General features: G+C 61.1%; 18 protein-coding genes and 1 other RNA gene. 10 read left to right on the top strand and 9 right to left on the bottom strand.

The genetic code is table 11. The features are described from left to right. Window positions 1-2: 2 nt before the first annotated feature. The 9 genes from mraY to rsmI all read right to left on the bottom strand — a co-directional run bounded on the left by mraY (window position 3) and on the right by rsmI (window position 8995). Complete coding sequence (mraY, locus tag GUY40_RS11685; RefSeq protein WP_166569102.1) at window positions 3-1085, bottom strand: phospho-N-acetylmuramoyl-pentapeptide-transferase; 1083 nt, start codon at window positions 1083-1085, stop codon at window positions 3-5. After that, complete coding sequence (gene murF, locus GUY40_RS11680) at window positions 1085-2452, bottom strand: UDP-N-acetylmuramoyl-tripeptide--D-alanyl-D-alanine ligase (protein ID WP_166569101.1); 1368 nt, start codon at window positions 2450-2452, stop codon at window positions 1085-1087. The genes mraY and murF overlap by 1 nt, the downstream gene beginning before the upstream one ends. Next, window positions 2445-3908, bottom strand: a complete 1464-nt coding sequence (locus GUY40_RS11675) for a UDP-N-acetylmuramoyl-L-alanyl-D-glutamate--2,6-diaminopimelate ligase (protein WP_166569100.1) — start codon at window positions 3906-3908, stop codon at window positions 2445-2447. The genes murF and GUY40_RS11675 overlap by 8 nt, the downstream gene beginning before the upstream one ends. Beyond that, on the bottom strand, window positions 3908-5638 hold the full coding sequence (locus GUY40_RS11670; RefSeq protein WP_166569189.1) for a penicillin-binding protein 2: 1731 nt from the start codon (window positions 5636-5638) through the stop codon (window positions 3908-3910). Before GUY40_RS11670 ends, GUY40_RS11675 begins: the two co-directional genes overlap by 1 nt. Next, window positions 5638-5931 carry a cell division protein FtsL gene (gene ftsL, locus GUY40_RS11665; protein WP_166569099.1) on the bottom strand — a complete coding sequence of 98 codons (294 nt, stop codon included), beginning with the start codon at window positions 5929-5931 and terminating at the stop codon, window positions 5638-5640. The genes GUY40_RS11670 and ftsL overlap by 1 nt, the downstream gene beginning before the upstream one ends. Then, window positions 5928-6875 carry a 16S rRNA (cytosine(1402)-N(4))-methyltransferase RsmH gene (gene rsmH / locus GUY40_RS11660; RefSeq protein WP_166569098.1) on the bottom strand — a complete coding sequence of 316 codons (948 nt, stop codon included), beginning with the start codon at window positions 6873-6875 and terminating at the stop codon, window positions 5928-5930. The genes ftsL and rsmH overlap by 4 nt, the downstream gene beginning before the upstream one ends. Then, a complete protein-coding gene (gene mraZ, locus GUY40_RS11655) occupies window positions 6872-7327 on the bottom strand; it encodes a division/cell wall cluster transcriptional repressor MraZ (RefSeq protein ID WP_166569097.1) in 456 nt (151 codons plus the stop codon). Before mraZ ends, rsmH begins: the two co-directional genes overlap by 4 nt. Before the next feature lie 306 nt (window positions 7328-7633). Beyond that, window positions 7634-7993, bottom strand: an RNA gene (gene rnpB / locus GUY40_RS11650) — RNase P RNA component class A. 129 nt (window positions 7994-8122) lie between these two features. Next, entirely contained in the window at window positions 8123-8995 is an 873-nt protein-coding gene (gene rsmI / locus GUY40_RS11645; RefSeq protein ID WP_371924789.1) for a 16S rRNA (cytidine(1402)-2'-O)-methyltransferase, read from the bottom strand. 210 nt (window positions 8996-9205) lie between these two features. Between rsmI and GUY40_RS11640 the strand changes: the two genes are divergently transcribed. From GUY40_RS11640 to GUY40_RS11600, 10 genes are all read left to right on the top strand, one after another. Further along, window positions 9206-11020 (top strand): penicillin-binding protein activator, encoded by a 1815-nt coding sequence (locus GUY40_RS11640; RefSeq protein ID WP_166569095.1) that lies wholly within the window; start codon window positions 9206-9208, stop codon window positions 11018-11020. Continuing rightward, window positions 11020-11391, top strand: a complete 372-nt coding sequence (locus GUY40_RS11635) for a YraN family protein (RefSeq protein WP_166569094.1) — start codon at window positions 11020-11022, stop codon at window positions 11389-11391. The genes GUY40_RS11640 and GUY40_RS11635 overlap by 1 nt, the downstream gene beginning before the upstream one ends. 142 nt (window positions 11392-11533) lie before the next feature. Next, a complete protein-coding gene (locus GUY40_RS11630; protein WP_166569093.1) occupies window positions 11534-12127 on the top strand; it encodes a phosphoheptose isomerase in 594 nt (197 codons plus the stop codon). Next, on the top strand, window positions 12124-12702 hold the full coding sequence (locus GUY40_RS11625; RefSeq protein WP_166569092.1) for a BON domain-containing protein: 579 nt from the start codon (window positions 12124-12126) through the stop codon (window positions 12700-12702). Before GUY40_RS11630 ends, GUY40_RS11625 begins: the two co-directional genes overlap by 4 nt. A 347-nt stretch (window positions 12703-13049) precedes the next feature. Next, a complete protein-coding gene (gcvH, locus tag GUY40_RS11620) occupies window positions 13050-13427 on the top strand; it encodes a glycine cleavage system protein GcvH (RefSeq protein WP_166569091.1) in 378 nt (125 codons plus the stop codon). 13 nt (window positions 13428-13440) lie between these two features. Continuing rightward, window positions 13441-16302, top strand: coding sequence for an aminomethyl-transferring glycine dehydrogenase (gene gcvP / locus GUY40_RS11615; RefSeq protein WP_166569090.1), 2862 nt, complete (start codon window positions 13441-13443; stop codon window positions 16300-16302). A 95-nt stretch (window positions 16303-16397) separates the two neighbouring features. Then, the gene (locus GUY40_RS27995) at window positions 16398-17774 is read left to right on the top strand and encodes an L-serine ammonia-lyase (protein ID WP_178117782.1); all 1377 of its coding nucleotides are present in this window, start codon (window positions 16398-16400) and stop codon (window positions 17772-17774) included. Between the two features lie 9 nt (window positions 17775-17783). Then, window positions 17784-18908, top strand: a complete 1125-nt coding sequence (gcvT, locus tag GUY40_RS27990; RefSeq protein ID WP_178117781.1) for a glycine cleavage system aminomethyltransferase GcvT — start codon at window positions 17784-17786, stop codon at window positions 18906-18908. A gap of 375 nt (window positions 18909-19283) precedes the next feature. Beyond that, on the top strand, window positions 19284-19496 hold the full coding sequence (locus GUY40_RS11605) for a cold-shock protein (protein ID WP_007931076.1): 213 nt from the start codon (window positions 19284-19286) through the stop codon (window positions 19494-19496). Between the two features lie 102 nt (window positions 19497-19598). Beyond that, window positions 19599-20087, top strand: a complete 489-nt coding sequence (locus GUY40_RS11600; protein WP_166569089.1) for an RDD family protein — start codon at window positions 19599-19601, stop codon at window positions 20085-20087. Window positions 20088-20266 lie beyond the last annotated feature (179 nt).

Here is a 20266-nt window from a genome sequence, read left to right as displayed (position 1 = left end):
TTCTACCTCAGTTTCAGGGTGGCGAGACCAATCAGCACCAGAATCACGGTGATGATCCAGAAGCGGACAATCACGCGCGGCTCGGGCCAGCCCTTGAGTTCAAAATGGTGGTGAATCGGTGCCATGCGAAAGACGCGACGGCCGGTCAACTTGAACGAGGCCACCTGGATGACCACCGACAGGGTTTCCATCACGAACACGCCGCCCATGATGAACAGTACGATTTCCTGGCGAACGATGACCGCGATGGTGCCCAGTGCCGCGCCCAGCGCCAGCGCGCCGACGTCGCCCATGAAGACTTGTGCCGGGTAGGTGTTGAACCACAGAAAGCCCAGGCCCGCACCAATCAGCGCGCCGCAGAACACAATCAGCTCACCGGCGCCCGGCACGTAAGGAATCAGCAGGTATTCGGCAAACTTCACGTTACCGGACAGGTAGCAGAAGATACCCAGCGCACCGCCGACCATCACGGTCGGCATGATCGCCAGGCCATCAAGGCCGTCGGTCAGGTTGACGGCGTTGCTCGAACCCACGATCACGAAGTAAGTCAGGACAATGAAGCCTGCACCCAGCGGAATTGTGAGGTCCTTGAACATCGGCACCAGCAAGGTGGTCTCGACGCTGCTTGGCGCCGTCATGTACAGGAAAATCGCCGCACCCAGGCCAAACACCGACTGCCAGAAATACTTCCAGCGGCTCGGCAGCCCACGGGAGTTTTTCTCGATGACCTTGCGGTAGTCATCGACCCAGCCAACCGCGCCGAACAGCAAGGTAACAATCAGCACCACCCAGACATACCGGTTGCTCAGGTCAGCCCACAGCAAGGTGCTGACGCCGATGGCTGACAGGATGAGTGCGCCGCCCATGGTCGGGGTGCCGGACTTGGACAAGTGCGATTGCGGACCATCGTTACGAACAGCCTGACCGATCTGGCGAATCTGCAGGGTACGAATCATCCATGGGCCCAGCCACAGGGCCAGCGACAACGCGGTCAGCACACCCAGGATCCCGCGCAGGGTCAGGTACTGGAAGACCGCGAAGCCTTTGTAGAACTGTTGCAGATACTCAGCCAGCAGCAGCAGCATTAATGTTTCTCCCCGCTGGAACCGCACAGCGCCGCTACGATGTTCTCCATCGCAGCGCTGCGCGAACCCTTGATCAAAATAGTGGTGTTGGTGTCCTGATCGGCGCGAACGGCCTCGATCAGGTCAGCTTGAGTTGAAAAATGGCGAGCATTTGGCCCAAACGCTGTGACAGCGTGGGCCATCATCGGACCGACGGCATAGAGTGCCGACACCTTGCCCTTGGCGTACTCACCAACCTGCCGGTGTCCCTGCTCTGCCCATTGCCCCAATTCGCCAATATCCCCGAGCACCAGGACGGTGCGACCGGAAAAGCCGGCGAGTATATCAATGGCCGCGCACATAGAGGTGGGGTTTGCGTTGTAACTGTCATCAATGACGCGCGCGCCGGAAAGGGCCAGCTGCGCAACCGCCCTGCCCTTGACCGGCTGGACGTTATCGAGCCCTTCGACAATACCGGCCAGCGGCACGTTCAGGGCATGCGCCGCAGCGGCTGCAGCCAGAGCGTTCTGCACGTTATGGGTGCCGAGCAGGTTCAGCTGCACCTGGCCGCTACCGGTCGGGCCATGCAGTTCGAACGACGGGCAACCGCGCGCATCGCGGTGCAGATTCGAGGCATGGAAATCGGCTGCCGGATTGCTCAAGGCGAAGGTCAGCACTTGATGCTGCGCTGCCCGCTTCTTCCAGATATCGAAGGCCTTGTCATCCAGGTTGAGCACGGCGATGCCTCCGTCGCCCAGCCCCTCGAGGATTTCCCCCTTGGCTTCGACGATTTTTTCCGGGCCACCGAACTCACCGACGTGAGCGGTACCGGCGTTGTTGATCAGCGCCACCTGCGGTGCCGTCAGGCCGACGGTGTAAGCAATTTCGCCGATACGCGACGCGCCCAGTTCAATCACTGCAGCGGTGTGCTCTGGCGCCAGCTCAAGCAGGGTCAGCGGTGCGCCGAGGTCGTTGTTCAAGTTGCCGCGCGTGGCCAATACCGCACCGCGCGTGCGCAGAATGCTGGCGAGCATTTCCTTGACGGTGGTCTTGCCGCTGGAGCCGGTAATCGCGGCCACCGGCTGGCTGAAGGCCGCGCGATTGAGCGCACCCAACTGGCCCAGCGCGAGCCGCGTGTCGGCCACGATCAACTGTGGCAAGTCGGTGCCGGCCACTTCGCGCTCCACCAATGCAGCGACCGCGCCTTTGGCGGCCACCTCATTGAGGTAGTCGTGACCGTCGAAACGTGGACCGGCCAGTGCAACGAACAACTGCCCGGGGGTGATAGCACGGCTGTCAATGCTGACACCGCTAAACGAAACGTCGTTGCCCTTCAGGCGGCCCTGCAATGGGGCCGTCAATTGAGTGAGGGACAATGGCTTAAGCATGAACAGCCTCCCAGGCTTGAAGTGCCTTTTCGGCTTCAGTCAGATCGGAGAAAGGATGCCGCTGACCATGGATCTCCTGATAATCCTCATGGCCCTTGCCGGCGAGGACGATCACGTCATCGACACCAGCGCCAGCGATCATCCGGGCGATGGCTTCGCTACGGCCAGCCACGAAAGTGACCGCATCGACGGCGCTGAAGCCAGGACGAATGTCATCAAATATCTGCTGCGGGTCTTCGCTGCGCGGGTTGTCGTCGGTGACCAGCACGCGGTCAGCCAGGCGCTCGGCCACTTCGGCCATCAGCGGACGCTTGCCACGGTCACGGTCGCCGCCGCAGCCGAACAGGCACAACAGCTTGCCTTTGGCATGCGGGCGCAGAGCCTGGAGAACCTTTTCCAGCGCATCGGGGGTATGGGCGTAATCGACCACCACCAGCGGCTGCTTGCCGCCGCCCAGACGCTGCATGCGCCCGACCGGCCCTTCGAGCATGGGGGTAACCTTGAGAATTTCGTCCAGCGGGTAGTCCAGCGCCAGCAAGGTGCCGACCGCTGCGAGCATGTTGCTCAGGTTAAAGCGCCCGAGCAGACGACTGCGCAACTCGCGTTCGCCCTGAGCGGTCACCAGCACGGCGCGCACACCGTCGTCGTCAAAGTGCGCTTGGCGGCAATACAAGGTGGCGGCCGGGTCTTGCAGGCTATAGCTGATCAGACGCGACTCGGCGCCGGCCTCAGCCAGGCGACGACCGAAGCCATCATCCAGGTTGACCACACGGCAGCGCAGATTCGGCCAGGCGAACAGCCGGGCCTTGGCGTCTTCATAGGCCTGCATGCTGCCGTGATAATCGAGGTGGTCGCGGGACAGGTTGGTCATCACCGCGATGTCGAATGCCAGCGCGGCGACACGGCCCTGATCCAGCGCGTGGGAAGAGACTTCCATTGCCACGGCACGGGCACCGGCCTTTTTCAGGTCGTACAGGGTCGATTGCACGGCGATCGGGTCCGGCGTGGTCAAGCGACCGCTCTGCAGCGCACCGTAGAAGCCAGTGCCCAGGGTGCCGATCAGGCCGCAATGCTGGCCCAGTATGTCGAGTGCTTGGGCGACCAGTTGGGTCACGCTGGTTTTACCGTTGGTGCCGGTGACCCCTACAAGGTTCAACAGGCGACTTGGCTCGCCATAAAAGCGCCCGGCGATATCCGACAACTGAGCCGCCAGACCCCGAACCGGAATCAGCGGCATATCAGTAATAGGCAATACATTCGCGCCTTCGGCTTCATAGGCCACGGCTGCGGCTCCGCGCTTCAAGGCATCGGCGATGTGCTCGCGACCGTCCTGACGGGTGCCCTTGACGGCCAGGAACAGATCGCCCGGACGCACGGCGCGGCTGTCCAGGGTCAGCTCGCGTATCAGCGGGGCCTGGCCCGCTTGAGGAAAGAGTTTATCCAGAGGCATGGACATTAGCCGCGCCCTCCCTTGACCGGCGCAGCGACTGCTTGCTGCTGTGGGATCGATTCCAGGTTATCTGGCGGAATATTCATCAACCGCAAGGTACCGGACATGACTTTGCTGAACACCGGAGCCGAGACCAGACCACCGTAATAGCCGCCCTTGCTCGGCTCATCGATGACCACGACGATCGCGTAACGCGGGTTGCTCATCGGGCCGAAACCTGCAAACAGCGAGCGGTAGGCGTTTTCGGTATAACCCTTGGAGCCGACGGTGGCCTTGCGCGCCGTACCACTCTTGCCGCCGACGTGGTACGCCGGCACTTGGGCGCGGAACACACCACGCGGCGCTTCAATCACCTGCTGCAACATGCCTTGGATGGTCTTGGCAGTCTGCTCGGGGATCACCTGAGTGGAGTCCGGCAATTTGTCGGTCTTGAGGATGCTCAGCGGGACCATCTTGCCGTCGTTGGCCAGCGCCGCGTAGGCGTGCACCAGTTGCAGCGCGGTCACCGACAAGCCGTAGCCGTAGGACAAGGTGGCGGTTTCAGCCTTGCGCCATTCCCGGTGGTTCGGCAGGTTGCCAACCCGCTCTCCCGGGAAGCCGAGGCCGGTGTACTGGCCCAGCCCCAATTGCGACATCACCCGGTAGATGGCTTCGCCACCGATATCGAAGGCGATCTTACTCATCCCCACGTTACTGGAGTTGATCAGAATACCGGTCAGGTCGAGGATCGGGCCTTCGCTCTTGGACACGTCACGGATGGTGTAACGGCCCAGTTGCAGCGTGCCCGGATACACCTCGACCTTGTCAGTCGGCTTCCAGCGCCCCGATTCCAGCGCAGCACTCATCGACAGCGGCTTGACCGTGGACCCTGGCTCGAACACGTCAATGATCGCGCGGTTACGCATCGCGGCGGGGAACATGCTGCGGCGGTTATTGGGGTTGTAGGTCGGCTGATTGACCATCGCCAGCACTTCGCCAGTTTTCACGTCCATGATCACCAGGCTGCCAGCCTTGGCTTCGTTTTCAGTGATGGCGTTGCGCAGTTCGCGGGTGGCCAGGTACTGCAGGCGCAGGTCGATAGACAACGCCAAGGTCTTGCCGGCCTTGGCGTTTTTGGTGACCTGAATGTCCTTGATCAGTCGACCACGCCGATCCTTGATCACTTGCCGCTTGCCGGGCACCCCGGCCAGCCATTCATTGTAGGCAAGTTCGACACCTTCGCGCCCATGATCATCAAGGTCGGTGAACCCGACCATGTGCGCGGCCACATCACCGGCCGGATAGAAACGACGAAACTCCTCGATGCCATAGACACCAGGAATCTTGAGATCAAGCACGACCTGCCCTTGCTCCGGGGTCAAGCCGCGTACCAGGTAAATGAACTCTTTATTGGCCTGCGCCTGAAGACGCGCGCTCAGTACTTTCGGATCCTGCTTGAGGGCAGCAGCCAGCTCCGGCCACTTGTCCCTGGACAGTTGCATTTCCTTGGGGTTGGCCCACAAGGTGGTGACCGGCGTACTGACCGCCAGCGGCTCACCGTTGCGATCGGTAATCAGGCCGCGGTGAGCAGGAATAGGAATGTGCCGCAGGCTGCGTGCGTCGCCCTGGCCCTGGAGGAAGTCATGATCGATGACTTGCAGGTCGATGATCCGCCAGCAAATGGCACCGACCATCAATGCCAACAGGCCAAGCACCACGCGAAACCGCCACGGGAAGAGCGCCCCCTCAAGTTTCATCATGGCGCCACCATCCGTACGTCTGCAGCCCCGGGGATGTGCATCTTCAACTGTTCGGCAGCCAGGGACTCGATACGGCTATGGGCGGTCCAGGTACTTTGTTCCAGGATCAGCCGACCCCACTCGGCTTGCGCCTTGTCGCGCTCGCTGAGTTCGTTGTACAGGGTGTTGAGCAACTGCCGGTTCCAGTGCGCGCTGTAAGAAACGGCAATTGCCGAAATGAGCACGCCGATAAACAGCAGCAGCATCAGGAAGCTTCCGCCTGGCAATGGCTTGGCGAAAAGCTTGCTCACCGCAGCTTCTCCGCGACACGCATGACGGCGCTGCGCGAACGCGGGTTGGCCTTCAGTTCAGCCTCGGACGCGAACTGTGCCTTGCCATGGATACGAATCTTTGGCTCGAAGGGCTCGAAACGTACCGGCAGATTGCGTGGAAGATTGTCCGCTTCGCCCTTGGCCAGTCGGCGCATGAACAGTTTGACGATGCGATCTTCCAGGGAGTGGAAACTGATCACCACCAGGCGGCCGCCGATTTCCAGCGATTCGAGCGCAGCTTCAAGGCCGGCCTCGAGGTCGCCCAATTCATTGTTGACGTGGATGCGCAGGCCCTGAAAGGCACGGGTCGCCGGGTTCTTGCCCTTTTCCCAGGCCGGGTTGGCCACTTTCAATACTTCGGCCAGGTCAGCGGTGCGCTCGAAGGGCTTGATTTCGCGGCGCTGCACAACCGCGTTGGCCATGCGTTTGGCGAATCGCTCTTCACCGTATTCCTTGAATACCCGGGCGATCTCTTCTACCGGGGCGGTGGCGATGAACTCGGCTGCGCTAACGCCACGGGTCGGATCCATGCGCATGTCCAGCGGGCCATCGTTCAGGAAGCTGAAGCCGCGCTCCGGGTCGTCGAGCTGCGGCGAAGACACGCCCAAGTCCAGCAGCACGCCGCTGACCTTGCCCGCCAGGCCACGCGCGGCGACTTCAGCACCCAGCTCGGCAAAGCTGCGCTGCACAATGACAAAGCGGCCGTCTTCGGCCGCCAGCGTTTGCCCAGTGGCAATCGCTTGAGGATCTTTATCGAAGCCCAGCAGCCGACCATCGGGCCCCAGGTTCTGGAGAATCAGCCGGCTATGCCCGCCACGCCCGAAGGTACCGTCCAGGTAGCAGCCATCGGCACGTACGGCGAGGGCCTCGACGGCTTCGTCAAGCAGTACGGTGATGTGGTTAAAGCCGCTATCTATAGTCACAGGATCAAATCACGCAGTTCGTCAGGCATCGCGCCCGGTTGTTGAATGGCTACCAGGTCCGCTGCGGAAACAGCTTCCCAGGCATCCTCGTCCCACAGTTGAAACTTGTTCAATTGCCCCACGAGCATCGCTCGCTTCTCGAGCCTGGCGTGTTCACGCAAGCGCGGCGGCACCAGAAAACGACCACTGCCATCGAGCTCGAGATCCACCGCATTACCGATCAGCAAACGCTGAAGGCGGCGGGTTTCTTCGCGCAACGACGGCAACGCACGTAACTTGGTTTCAATCACTTCCCACTCATCGAGGGGATACACACATAAGCAGCGTTCGACAGCATCAACAGTGATGACCAGTTGTCCGGAACTTCGCGAATCGAGCTCGTCACGGTACCGACTCGGCATAGCGAGACGACCCTTAGCGTCGAGACTGACGGCGTTGGCTCCGCGAAACACGGCTACGACCTCTTGAATTCAGTTTTTTCTGCCTAAAAATCCCACTTCATGCCACTTTCTGCCACTTGCGCACACTATAGGAATGCGCCCACCACACCGTCAAGGCACGCTCATAGGGAAATCCCTTACAGATCGGAGATTTAGAAGGTAACGAGAAGAGAAATGAACAAATCGTCATTTTGTATGACAATAAAAATCGCGCTGACTCAGAGGGATACAGCCACAAGTTAAAGTAATTTATTAAGAGTAAGATTTTTTTCGTATTACAAACTGGCCGCTGCTGTTGAATGAGCAGGGAGGGAAAAGGTGGAGAGTCGATCTGTAAGCCGGGTTCTGTCGAGGACAGTCATTCCTCTACGATGGCCATCACTGGACACCTTTAGCAACCTACCCGGTTCCAACGCGGGCCGCGCCATATGGAACCCTATTTGGTCTTGCTCCGAGTGGGGTTTACCTAGCCATGAACTGTTGCCAGTCATGCGGTGCGCTCTTACCGCACCTTTTCACCCTTACCGGCACCGAAGTGCTTAGGCGGTTATTTTCTGTGGCACTTTCCGTAGGCTCGCGCCCCCCAGGCATTACCTGGCACTCTGCCCTATGGAGCCCGGACTTTCCTCCCCCCTCTTTTGCGGAACAAAAGAAGGCAGCGACTGTCCAATCGACTCTCCGCCGCAAAGGTTAACGGTAGAAACGCCCAAGAACAAGCTTTAAAAGCAGTGATAGCACTTTGACAACCCCCCAGTGCCAGGTATTTTCGCGCCCGACACTTGTCAGCCTGCCATCCAACCCAGAAGTCTATTCTGCTTTCTGTTTTTCCAGCGCAACTTGATACAAGACGTTTTTGCGCACCCCGGTGATCTCCGCCGCCAGCGCCGCTGCTCGTTTCAAAGGCAGCTCCGCCAGCAACAGGTCCAGCACGCGCTCAACCTCAGGGCTGATCGCTTCTTCGCAGAGCGGCGCCGTCCAACCCGCCACCAGCACCACACACTCGCCTCGCTGCTGATTGCTGTCAGCTTCGACGAACTCTCGCAGTTGCGCCAATGGCAGCCCCTTGAGCGTCTCGAAGGTTTTGGTCAGCTCACGGGCCAGCAATGCCGGGCGCTCCGGCCCGAAGATCGATTCCATATCTTGAAGGCACTCGAGAATCCGATGCGGGGCTTCGTAGAAAATCAGGGTGCGAGGTTCTTCCTTGAGCAGATCCAGGCGCGCACGACGGCCGACCGACTTGGCCGGCAGGAAACCTTCGAAGATAAAGCGATCAGACGGCAGGCCCGCCGCCGACAAGGCCGCAATCAAGGCACAGGCGCCCGGTACCGGTACTACCGCAACGCCCGCGGCGCGCGCCTGACGTACCAAGTGATAACCAGGGTCGGATATCAACGGCGTACCGGCATCCGAAATCAAGGCAACGTTGTCCCCGGCCAGCAGCCGCGTCAAGAAGCGGCTGCCCTCATCGCGCTCGTTGTGCTCATGGCAGGCCGCCAGCGGCGTATTAATGCCGAAGTGCTGCAGCAAGCGAATGGAATGGCGGGTATCTTCGGCGGCGATCAAGGCCACATCGGTGAGCACCTTGAGCGCTCGCGCACTCATGTCATCCAGGTTGCCAATGGGCGTGGCGACTACAAATAGCGTGCCGGCAGTGGTATTCGAAGCACCTGGAGCAGTCACAGCACACACCTGTCTTGTTGGTCAAAAGCCGCCATTGTACAGCGTCAAAACAGATATGTGGGCAATCAGCGAAGCGCGGGATACTCGCAACACCGCATGCAGTTGAAACATTTCCATGATCAATATCACGGCTTTATTGCCAGCAACATCGCGCCCCAGCCAGTGCTTGGGTACAATTGCACGTTAATTCGATCGAGTCGGGATTCATTCATGATAGCTTGCCTGCGGCTGTTCTCCGCCCTCTGCCTCGCTGCCCTGCTGGCAGCCTGCGCCAGTTCGCCTTCGTCCAGCCTGGGTGAATTACCCCGTACCCCGGATGCCAGCATCGAGCAACTGCTCGAACAAGCCGCCACCAGCAAGAAGCCGGAAGACGCCGCCCTGCTGCGCTTGAGCGCCGCCGACAAGGCCTATCGGCAAAAAGACAACGTGCGCGCTGCCCGCATTCTCGAGCAGGTGCCGGTCGCCCCGCTCAAGCCGGCTCAACAGATCTTCGCCAACACCCTGGCCGCTGAACTGGCCATGACCCGCAACCAGCCCAAGGCTGCCCTCACTGCGCTCAGCCACCCCAGCTTCGAACACCTGGAAAAATTGCCGGACGACCAGCAGATCCGTACCCACGCCGTGCGGGCCGCTGCACTGGAAGCCGATGGCCAGATCCTGCCTGCTGCCCGCGAGCGCATCACTATGGCGTCGCTGCTCAGCGGCCCTGCTGCCGCCAGCAACCATGAAGCCATCTGGAGCCTGATCGCCGCCCTGCCGACTGATCAGCTGCAACCTGCCGGCAATGATGACCTCGCCGGCTGGATGAGCCTGGCATTGGCCATCAAGAGCGCCGGCACCCTGGAACAGCAACAGGCGGCCATCGATGACTGGCGCAAACAGCACGCCGATCACCCTGCTGCCAAGCAACTGCCTGTCCCTCTCACCAAGCTCAAGGAACTGGCCAGCCAACCACTGACCCGAATCGCCCTGCTGCTACCTCAGGATGGCAAACTGGCGTCGGTTGCCCGCGCCCTGCGTGAAGGCTTCATGGCCGCCCATTACCAGGCCCAGCAAGCCGGCCAGAATCCGCCGGCCATTGAGGTCTATGACAGCTCGCGGTTGACCTCGCTCGACGATTTCTACCGACAGGCCCAGGCCGCTGGCGCGCAGCTGGTGATTGGCCCACTGGAAAAACCGCTGGTCAAACAACTCGCGACTCGCCCGCAATTGCCGATTACGACCCTGGCGCTGAACTACAGCGACGCAGGCCAGGCGGGGCCGCCCCAGCTGTTCCAGTTCGGCCTGGCCGCGGAAGACGAAGCCCGCGAAGTGTCACGTCGCGCCCGCGCCGACGGCATGCAACGCGCTGTAGCCCTGGTGCCACAAGGCGAATGGGGTGACCGTGTGCTCAAGGCCTTCCGTCAGGACTGGGAAGCCAATGGCGGCACCCTGATCGCCGCCGAACACGTCAGCTCGCCAGTTGCCCTGGCCCAGCAGATTGCCGACCTGTTCCAGCTGCGCCAGAGCGAAGGCCGCGCCAAGAGCCTGCAGAGCACCGTCGGTGGCGCCGTTGCCGCGCAACCGTCGCGTCGCCAGGACATCGATTTCATCTTCCTCGCTGCCACCCCGCAGCAAGCCCAGCAGATCAAGCCCACCCTGAACTTCCAGTACGCCGGCGATGTGCCGGTCTATGCCACTTCGCATCTGTTCAGCGCTTCGGGTGACCAGGCGCAGTACAACGACATGAACGGCATCCGTTTCTGCGAAACTCCGTGGCTGCTCGACAGCGGCAACAACCTGCGCCAACAAGTGGTGCAGCAATGGCCACAAGCCGCCGGCAGCCTCGGTCGCCTCTACGCCATGGGCATCGACGCCTACGGTCTGGCGCCGCGCCTGGGCCAGCTGAAGGCACTGCCGGGCAACCGTATCGAAGGCTTCTCGGGCAGCCTGAGCATGAGCGCCAACCAGCGTATCGAGCGTCAATTGCCGTGGGCCGAGTTCGACCATGGGCAGGTCAGGCGCCTGCCGGATACGCCTCGCTGATGCCAGCCACCTCGCGTCAGCAGTCCGGCAAACAAGCCGAACAGCAGGCCCTGGTCTTTCTTGAAAAGCAGGGGCTGCGGTTGCTGGCGCAAAACTGGTTATGCAAAGGAGGCGAGCTTGATCTGGTCATGCTCGACGGCGATACAGTAGTATTCGTCGAAGTCCGCTACCGGCTGCACGCCAATTGGGGGGGTGCACTGGGCAGCATTGACCGGCGCAAGCGCGAACGGCTTGCCCATGCCGCGCAAACATTCCTGCAGAAGGAAGCGCGCTGGTCCGGGCAACCCTGCCGGTTCGACGTGATCGCCCTGGAAGGCACCGTCGGGTCCGCAACGCCGCTCAACTGGGTGCGGAACGCCTTCGACAGCTGAGCCCGCGCCACCACCCCAGGCAACACTCTTCATTCACCGATTTTTTGCTCTTTGCTTTGCGGGCTGCACTTTATATGTGCCGGGCAGCATCTGGCCTCCGTCAGACAGCGCTCGACCAGCCGCGCTACTTAAGGTCACATTGATGGACATGCAATCCCGAATTCGCCAGCTTTTCCAGGCCAGCATCAACACCAAGCAGCAGGCGATGGAAGTTCTTGCACCGTACATTGAGCAAGCCAGCCAGGTCATGGTGGGTGCCTTGCTTGCAGACGGCAAGATGCTTGCCTGTGGCAACGGCGGCTCGGCGGGCGACGCCCAGCACTTTTCTTCCGAGCTGCTGAACCGCTTCGAGCGAGAACGCCCAAGCCTGCCGGCCATCGCCCTGACGACCGACAGTTCGACCATCACCTCGATCGCCAACGACTACAGCTACAACGAAATCTTCTCCAAGCAGATCCGCGCCCTGGGCCAACCCGGCGATGTGCTGCTGGCGATTTCCACCAGCGGTAACTCGGCGAACATAATTCAAGCGATCCAGGCCGCACATGATCGCGAAATGATTGTCGTAGCTTTGACCGGGCGAGATGGTGGCGGCATGGCGTCGCTGCTGCTGCCCGAGGACGTCGAAATTCGCGTTCCGTCCAACGTCACCGCGCGCATCCAGGAAGTTCACCTGCTGGCGATCCACTGCCTTTGCGATTTGATCGACAGCCAATTGTTCGGGAGTGAAGAATGACCCCTAATCGCCTCGGCCTGATGGCCCTGACCCTGTGCCTGACCCTGACCGGTTGCAGCTCTTTTATCACCGCTACCCGCGAGGCCCCCATCGAGGATGACCGTGGCACGAGGACCATCGGCAGCAAAATCGATGACTCGCTGATCGAAACCAAGGTGGCGGTCAACGTTGCCAAGGCCAACCCGGACCTGGACAGCGGTTCGCATATCGTTGTCAGCAGCTTCAACGGTATCGTGTTGCTGGCCGGCCAGACCCCGCGTGCCGACCTCAAGGCTCAGGCCGAACAGGCCGCCAGCGCTGTGCAACGAGTCAAGAAGGTTCACAACGAACTGCAGATCCTGCAGCCCTCCTCCCTGCTGGCGCGCAACAACGACACCTGGCTGACCACCAAGATCAAGGCCCAGATGCTGGCTGACACCAGCGTGCCGGGCTCGCGCGTCAAGGTCATCACCGAAAACGGCATCGTGTATATGCTCGGCCTGGTGACTCATTCGGAAGCGGCCCGTGCTACCAGCGTCGTGCAAGGGGTTTCCGGGGTGCAGAAGATCGTCAAGCTGTTTGAATACATTGATTGATATAGATCTGTGACAGATAGCAGGAGCGGCGGTCCGCCGCTCCTGCTAAAAACCTCCTCCGCAATACCGTAACGAATTCACTACATCGTATCGATTTCATTACAACCCTCCCCAGCCCCCGTTTCACAACGCATTGATCCCACTCCAGTTTTTGCAGCCCTTTCTGCCGTAGCGATTTCATTACACTCACTTACTCAAAAACGACCTAAAAATAGTTCAAGCCATTGATTTTCAAGGCTTTTTCAAAATATGGCCGCATATTTGCTTAAGAACTCGTATCCAAAGCTCGGCCCTGGCCGTGCATTCAATCGCGTTTGCCAGCGTCGGCTGGTCCTTGAGGAGTTTCCATGAGCGAGTTGCGTTTTACCGAAGATCACGAATGGCTGCGCACTGAAGCTGATGGCAGCGTGACCGTCGGCATCACCGCCTTCGCCCAGAATGCGCTGGGTGATGTGGTATTCGTGCAACTCCCGGAGCTGCAGGCTTACGAGCAAGGCAGCGAAGCGGCCACCGTAGAGTCGGTCAAGGCCGCCAGCGGCGTGTACATGCCGCTCGCGGGTGAGGTGGTGGAAACCAACGCCAAGCTTGAAGACAGCCCTGAGCTGGTCAACGAAGACCCGCTGGGAGAAGGCTGGTTCTTCCGCTTCATCCCGGCCGATGCCAGCGCCGTGGCGCAACTGCTGGATCAGGACGCCTACGACAACCTGATCAAAGCCCAAGCCTGAGCCCGGAGCCACCATGAGCCACGTTAATCTGAGCACCGAAAACGAATTCATCGCCCGCCACATCGGCCCACGCCAGGCAGACGAGCAACAGATGCTGCAGACCCTGGGCTTCGACTCGCTGGAAGCCCTGAGCGCCAGCGTCATCCCGGACAGCATCAAAGGCACCAGCGTGCTCGACATGGCCGCGGGCCAAAGCGAAGCGGATGCACTGGCAGCGATCAAGGCCATCGCCTCGCAAAACCAGTTGTTCAAGACCTTCATCGGCCAGGGCTACTACAACTGCCATACCCCGGCGCCGATTCTGCGCAACCTGCTGGAAAACCCGGCCTGGTACACCGCCTACACCCCTTACCAGCCAGAGATTTCCCAAGGCCGCCTGGAAGCCCTGCTTAACTTCCAGACCCTGATCAGCGACCTGACCGGCTTGCCGATCGCCAACGCCTCCTTGCTGGACGAAGCCACCGCCGCCGCCGAAGCCATGACCTTCTGCAAGCGCCTGAGCAAGAACAAGGGCAGCCACGCCTTCTTCGCCTCGGTGCACAGCCACCCGCAAACCCTGGACGTGTTGCGCACTCGTGCCGAGCCGCTGGGCATCGAGGTGGTCGTCGGTGATGAGCGCGAGCTGGGTGATGTCAGCGCCTACTTCGGCGCCCTGCTGCAATACCCGGCCAGCAATGGCGATCTGTTCGACTACCGCGAGCTGGTCGAGCGTTTCCACGCCGCCAACGCCCTGGTCGCCGTCGCCGCCGACTTGCTGGCCCTGACCCTGCTGACCCCACCGGGTGAGTTCGGTGCCGACGTGGCCATCGGCAGCGCCCAGCGCTTTGGTGTCCCGCTGGGCTTCGGTGGCCCACACGCCGCCTACTTCTCGACCCGCGATGCGTTCAAGCGCGACATGCCGGGCCGCCTGGTCGGCGTCTCGATCGACCGCTTCGGCAAGACCGCGCTGCGTCTGGCGATGCAAACCCGCGAACAGCATATCCGTCGCGAGAAAGCCACCAGCAACATCTGCACCGCGCAGGTGTTGCTGGCCAACATCGCCAGCATGTACGCCGTTTACCACGGCCCACAAGGCTTGCAGCAGATCGCCCGCCGCACTCACCAGCTGACCGCGATCCTGGCCAAAGGCCTCAAGGCCCTGGGCGTGACGGTCGAGCAAACGCACTTCTTCGATACCCTGAGCCTGAACACCGGTACCGCCACCGCCGATCTGCACGCCAAGGCGCGTGCGGCCGGGCTGAACCTGCGTGTCATCGACAGCGCGCGTCTGGGCCTGTCCCTGGACGAAACCAGCCGCCAGGCCGACGTTGAAGTGCTGTGGCAGCTGTTTGCCGACGCAGGTGTTGCGCTGCCGGACTTCGCCACCCTGGCTGCCGGGACCGAATCGACGATTCCTGCCAGCCTGCTGCGCCAGTCAGAAATCCTCGCCCACCCGGTGTTCAACCGCTATCACTCCGAAACCGAGCTGATGCGTTATCTGCGCCGCCTGGCCGACAAGGACCTGGCACTGGACCGCACCATGATCCCGCTGGGCTCCTGCACCATGAAGCTCAACGCCGCCAGCGAAATGATTCCGGTGACCTGGGCCGAATTCGGCAATCTGCACCCGTTCGCCCCTGCCGAGCAAAGCCAGGGTTACCAGGCACTGACCAGCGAGCTGGAAGCCATGCTCTGCGCCGCCACCGGCTACGACGCGGTGTCGCTGCAGCCGAACGCCGGCTCCCAGGGTGAGTACGCAGGCCTGCTGGCGATTCGCGCCTACCACGCCAGCCGTGGCGACGAGCGCCGCGACATCTGCCTGATCCCGTCGTCGGCCCACGGCACCAACCCGGCCACCGCCCACATGGCCGGCATGCGCGTGGTGGTCACCGCCTGTGACGAGCGCGGCAACGTCGATATCGAAGACCTGCGCGCCAAAGCGATCCAGCACCGCGAGCACCTGGCCGCGATCATGATCACCTACCCGTCGACCCACGGCGTGTTCGAGGAAGGCATCCGCGAAATCTGCGCGATCATCCACGACAACGGCGGCCAGGTGTACATCGATGGCGCCAACATGAACGCCATGGTTGGCCTCTGCGCACCGGGCAAGTTCGGCGGCGACGTATCGCACCTGAACCTGCACAAGACCTTCTGCATCCCGCACGGCGGTGGCGGCCCGGGCGTCGGCCCGATTGGCGTCAAGTCGCACCTGGCGCCGTTCCTGCCTGGCCACGGCCATATGGAACGCAAGGAAGGCGCGGTCTGCGCAGCGCCGTTCGGCAGCGCCAGCATCCTGCCGATCACCTGGATGTATATTCGAATGATGGGTGGCGAAGGTCTCAAGCGCGCCTCGCAGCTGGCGATCCTGAATGCCAACTATATTGCCCGTCGCCTGGAAGAGCACTACCCGGTGCTGTACAGCGGCAGCAATGGCCTGGTCGCCCACGAATGCATCCTCGACCTGCGCCCGCTCAAGGACAGCAGCGGCATCAGCGTTGATGATGTCGCCAAACGCCTGATCGACTTTGGCTTCCACGCACCGACCATGTCGTTCCCGGTCGCCGGCACGCTGATGATCGAGCCGACCGAAAGCGAATCCAGAGAGGAACTCGACCGTTTCTGCGACGCCATGATCTGCATTCGCGAAGAAATTCGCGCGGTGGAAAACGGCCAGTTGGACAAGGACGACAACCCACTGAAAAACGCCCCGCACACCGCCGCAGAACTGACCGGCGAGTGGACCCACCCCTACAGCCGCGAGCAGGCGGTCTACCCGCTGGCGTCGTTGATCGAAAGCAAATACTGGCCGCCGGTCGGTCGCGTCGACAACGTGTTCGGTGATCGCAACCTGGTGTGCGCCTGCCCATCGATCGAGAGCTACCAGGACGCCTGAAGGCTCTAAGCTGTTTGTAAGGCCCGCCCTCTCAACCTGTCTTCAAGCGGTTGAGCGGGTGGCCGCTCAGATTCAAAACTACAGGGGTTATCGAGATGTCTTTGAGCGTGTTTGACCTGTTCAAGATCGGCATTGGCCCCTCCAGTTCCCATACGGTGGGCCCGATGCGGGCTGCCGCTCGTTTTGCCGAAGGCCTGCAACGCGAAGGCCTGCTCGACAGTACCACGCAGATCAGGGCCGAGCTTTACGGCTCACTCGGCGCCACCGGCAAGGGGCACGGCAGTGACAAGGCGGTGCTGCTGGGCCTTGAAGGCGAGCACCCGGATACCGTCGATACCCGCGCTATCCCCGAACGCCTGCAACAGATCCGCAGCAGCGCAAGGCTGAACGTACTTGGCGTGCATGCGATCGAGTTCATCGAAAAACAGCACCTGGCAATGATCCGCAAACCCCTCGCCTTTCATCCCAACGGCATGATCTTCCGTGCCTTTGATGCCGCCGGCCTGCAGATTCGCAGCCGTGAGTACTACTCGGTGGGTGGAGGCTTTGTGGTCGATGACGATGCCGCCGGCGCGGACCGGATTGTCGAAGACAGCACGGTGCTGGCCTACCCGTTCAAGACTGCCAAAGAGCTGCTCGCTCATTGCACGGCGCAGGGGATGTCGATCAGCCAGGTGATGCTCGCCAACGAAGCGGCCTGGAGACCTGAAGCCGAGACCCGCAGCGGCCTGCTGCATATCTGGCAAGTGATGCAGGACTGTGTCGAGACCGGCTGCCACAGCGAAGGCATCCTGCCGGGCGGGCTCAAGGTCAAGCGTCGCGCTGCGGCGCTGTACCGACAGCTGTGCGAGCATCCGGAAGCCAATCTGCGCGACGCCCTCTCGGTTCTCGATTGGGTCAACCTCTATGCGCTGGCCGTCAATGAAGAAAACGCCAGCGGCGGCCGCGTCGTGACTGCGCCCACCAACGGCGCCGCCGGTATCGTGCCGGCGGTGCTGCATTACTACATGCGCTTTATCCCCGGCGCCCACGAGGACGGCGTGGTGCGCTTTCTGCTCACCGCTGCCGCCATCGGCATTCTCTACAAGGAAAACGCCTCGATTTCCGGCGCCGAAGTCGGCTGCCAGGGCGAGGTCGGGGTGGCCTGCTCCATGGCCGCCGGGGCGCTCTGTGAAGTGCTCGGCGGCACCGTGCAACAGGTCGAGAATGCCGCCGAAATCGGCATGGAACATAACCTGGGGCTGACCTGCGATCCGATTGGCGGGCTGGTGCAGGTGCCCTGCATCGAGCGCAACGCCATGGGCTCGGTCAAGGCCATCAACGCCGTGCGCATGGCCTTGCGCGGTGACGGCCAGCACTTTGTCTCGCTCGACAAGGTGATCCGCACCATGCGCCAGACCGGCGCCGACATGAAAAGCAAATACAAGGAGACCGCCCGCGGCGGTCTGGCTGTCAACATCATCGAATGCTAGGAGTTGTGCATGTCCACCGAATCCCTGTTGAAAACCCCGCTGCATGCGCTGCACCTGGAGCTGGGTGCGCGCATGGTGCCGTTCGCCGGCTACGACATGCCGGTGCAATACCCGCTGGGCGTGATGAAGGAACACCTGCACACCCGTGAGCAGGCCGGCCTGTTCGATGTTTCACACATGGGCCAGATCCGCCTGCGTGGCGCCGCTGCCGCCCAGGCCCTGGAAACCCTGGTGCCGGTCGACATCCTCGACCTGCCGGTAGGCATGCAGCGCTATGCGATGTTCACCGATGAAAACGGCGGCATCCTCGACGACCTGATGGTCGCCAACCTGGGCAACAACGAGCTGTTTCTGGTGGTCAACGCCGCCTGCAAGGACCAGGACCTGGCGCACCTGCGCAAGCACCTGGCTGGCCAGTGCGAGATCGAGTCGCTGTTCGAGGAACGCGCCCTGCTGGCCCTGCAAGGCCCGGCGGCGGTCACCGTGCTGGCGCGACTGGCGCCGCAGGTGGCGAGTATGGTGTTCATGAATTTCGCCCGCGTCCAATTGCTCGGCGTCGAGTGCTTTGTCAGCCGCTCCGGCTACACCGGCGAAGACGGCTTCGAGATCTCGGTGCCGAGTGAGCACGCCCAAGCCCTGGCCCGCCGCCTGTTGGCCGAGCCAGAAGTCGAGGCCATCGGCTTGGGTGCACGTGATTCGTTGCGCCTGGAAGCCGGTCTGTGCCTGTACGGCCACGACATGAGCACTGATACCACGCCGATCGAAGCCAGCCTGCTGTGGGCGATTTCAAAGGTTCGTCGTGCAGAGGGCTCACGCGCCGGTGGTTTCCCGGGAGCGGAACAAATCTTCGCTCAGCAAAAAAACGGCGTGGCGCGCAAACGCGTCGGGCTGCTGCCACAAGAGCGAACCCCGGTACGTGAAGACGCCGAGATCGTCGATGAAGCCGGCGGCACCATCGGCCGTGTGTGCAGCGGCGGCTTTGGCCCGACCTTGGCCGGCCCGCTTGCCATGGGCTATCTGGATGTGGCGCATACCGCGCTGGATACGCAAGTCTTTGCCATTGTTCGTGGCAAGCGCGTGGCAATGAAAGTCGCAAAAATGCCGTTTGTCGCCCAACGTTACTACCGCGGCTGATTCATTGAAGTTTCACCCAGGCGACGTGATTTTGTTACGTCGCTACTCACCAAAATGAGTACCGGAGCTTCATATCCGAACCTTTTTGTAACATTCGAACACAGGTGAAAAACCGTCAGGAATGACAAATCCAAATCATCTCTGACTTAGGTCAAAAGGTAGTAAAACAGCGGCTTTCAGGGCTTGTTTTTGCAGCCGCAGTTGGCGTAGAGTCTCTTCACTGTGTTTGCATGGGTCGCTATGGTTCGTGACCTGGGCAGTAGCTCTGATGTTGCTACAACCCGTTCGACGTCTCTTACTTTCCTGCAACCCAGCCCAGTACTCTTTCATTTGGAAGAAGCTGTTACTAATTCTAAGTTTCATAGGAAATAAGCTATGTCGCAACGTCAGAGCGGTACCGTCAAGTGGTTTAACGACGAGAAAGGTTTTGGTTTCATCACTCCAGAAAGCGGTCCGGATCTGTTCGTACATTTCCGCGCTATTCAGGGCAACGGCTTCAAGAGCCTGAAAGAAGGCCAGAAAGTGACCTTCATCGCTGTGCAGGGCCAAAAAGGCATGCAGGCTGACGAAGTTCAAGCTGAAGGCTGATTCGTCTCTTCAAAAAAGCCCTTGCTGGCAACAGCAAGGGCTTTTTTGTGCCCGCGATTCCGTAGAATGGCGGTTTTTTTAGCGCAAAGAGAGCCCGCCCCCATGCCCAAGCACCTGTTGCGTCCTCAGGGCGATTTCCCTGCCGTTGGCCTCGCTCGGCGACTGGCGGCGATGTTTTACGACTTCCTGCTGTGCACGGCACTGCTGATGGTCACCACCCTGGCCTACAAGCTGGTGATGATGGCGTTTGTTGGCGAAGCCCGGCTGCGCGAACTGTCGGATGCCGGCGCACTGGACGGTGATCCCCTGCTATCGACGATTCTGCTGTTTGTGCTGTTCGGGTTCTTTGCCAAGTTCTGGACCCACGCCGGCCAGACCCTGGGCATGCAGGTATGGGGTATACGCGTGCAGAACGCCGATGGCAGTGCAATCAGCCTCTGGCAAGCCTTGCTACGCTTTGTCGTCTCCATCGCCTCCTGGCTATGCCTGGGCCTGGGTTTTCTCTGGGTGTTGGTGGACAAGCGCAAACGCAGCTGGCATGACATCTACTCCGACAGCCAATTAGTGCGGATCCCCAAACAAAAGAAATAAGCGCACAGAAAAATTTGGCATAGGAGCATGGCTTGCCAGCGATAGACGCACGTCCATGTAGGAGCGGACCCGGCCGCGATGGGCCGCGCAGCGGCCCCTTGGGCCTGTGACATCTGCGAATCAGTTTCGCGAGTGCCGGCGGACTCAGAATCGCCGGGGCCGCTGCGCAGCCCATCGCG

The organism is Pseudomonas sp. R5(2019), from assembly GCF_009905435.1.
Taxonomy (GTDB): Bacteria; Pseudomonadota; Gammaproteobacteria; order Pseudomonadales; family Pseudomonadaceae; genus Aquipseudomonas.
This window is presented reverse-complemented; position numbering and strand designations above follow the sequence as displayed.

What these genes read in the sequence shown, in the direction of transcription:
- mraY (WP_166569102.1), bottom strand. Translation starts at nt 1,085, where the DNA reads ATGCTGCTGCTGCTGGCTGAGTATCTGCAACAGTTCTACAAAGGCTTC.
- murF (WP_166569101.1), bottom strand. Translation starts at nt 2,452, where the DNA reads ATGCTTAAGCCATTGTCCCTCACTCAATTGACGGCCCCATTGCAGGGC.
- GUY40_RS11675 (WP_166569100.1), bottom strand. Translation starts at nt 3,908, where the DNA reads ATGTCCATGCCTCTGGATAAACTCTTTCCTCAAGCGGGCCAGGCCCCG.
- GUY40_RS11670 (WP_166569189.1), bottom strand. Translation starts at nt 5,638, where the DNA reads ATGAAACTTGAGGGGGCGCTCTTCCCGTGGCGGTTTCGCGTGGTGCTT.
- GUY40_RS11640 (WP_166569095.1), top strand. Translation starts at nt 9,206, where the DNA reads ATGATAGCTTGCCTGCGGCTGTTCTCCGCCCTCTGCCTCGCTGCCCTG.
- GUY40_RS11635 (WP_166569094.1), top strand. Translation starts at nt 11,020, where the DNA reads ATGCCAGCCACCTCGCGTCAGCAGTCCGGCAAACAAGCCGAACAGCAG.
- GUY40_RS11630 (WP_166569093.1), top strand. Translation starts at nt 11,534, where the DNA reads ATGGACATGCAATCCCGAATTCGCCAGCTTTTCCAGGCCAGCATCAAC.
- GUY40_RS11625 (WP_166569092.1), top strand. Translation starts at nt 12,124, where the DNA reads ATGACCCCTAATCGCCTCGGCCTGATGGCCCTGACCCTGTGCCTGACC.
- gcvH (WP_166569091.1), top strand. Translation starts at nt 13,050, where the DNA reads ATGAGCGAGTTGCGTTTTACCGAAGATCACGAATGGCTGCGCACTGAA.
- gcvP (WP_166569090.1), top strand. Translation starts at nt 13,441, where the DNA reads ATGAGCCACGTTAATCTGAGCACCGAAAACGAATTCATCGCCCGCCAC.
- GUY40_RS27995 (WP_178117782.1), top strand. Translation starts at nt 16,398, where the DNA reads ATGTCTTTGAGCGTGTTTGACCTGTTCAAGATCGGCATTGGCCCCTCC.
- gcvT (WP_178117781.1), top strand. Translation starts at nt 17,784, where the DNA reads ATGTCCACCGAATCCCTGTTGAAAACCCCGCTGCATGCGCTGCACCTG.
- GUY40_RS11605 (WP_007931076.1), top strand. Translation starts at nt 19,284, where the DNA reads ATGTCGCAACGTCAGAGCGGTACCGTCAAGTGGTTTAACGACGAGAAA.
- GUY40_RS11600 (WP_166569089.1), top strand. Translation starts at nt 19,599, where the DNA reads ATGCCCAAGCACCTGTTGCGTCCTCAGGGCGATTTCCCTGCCGTTGGC.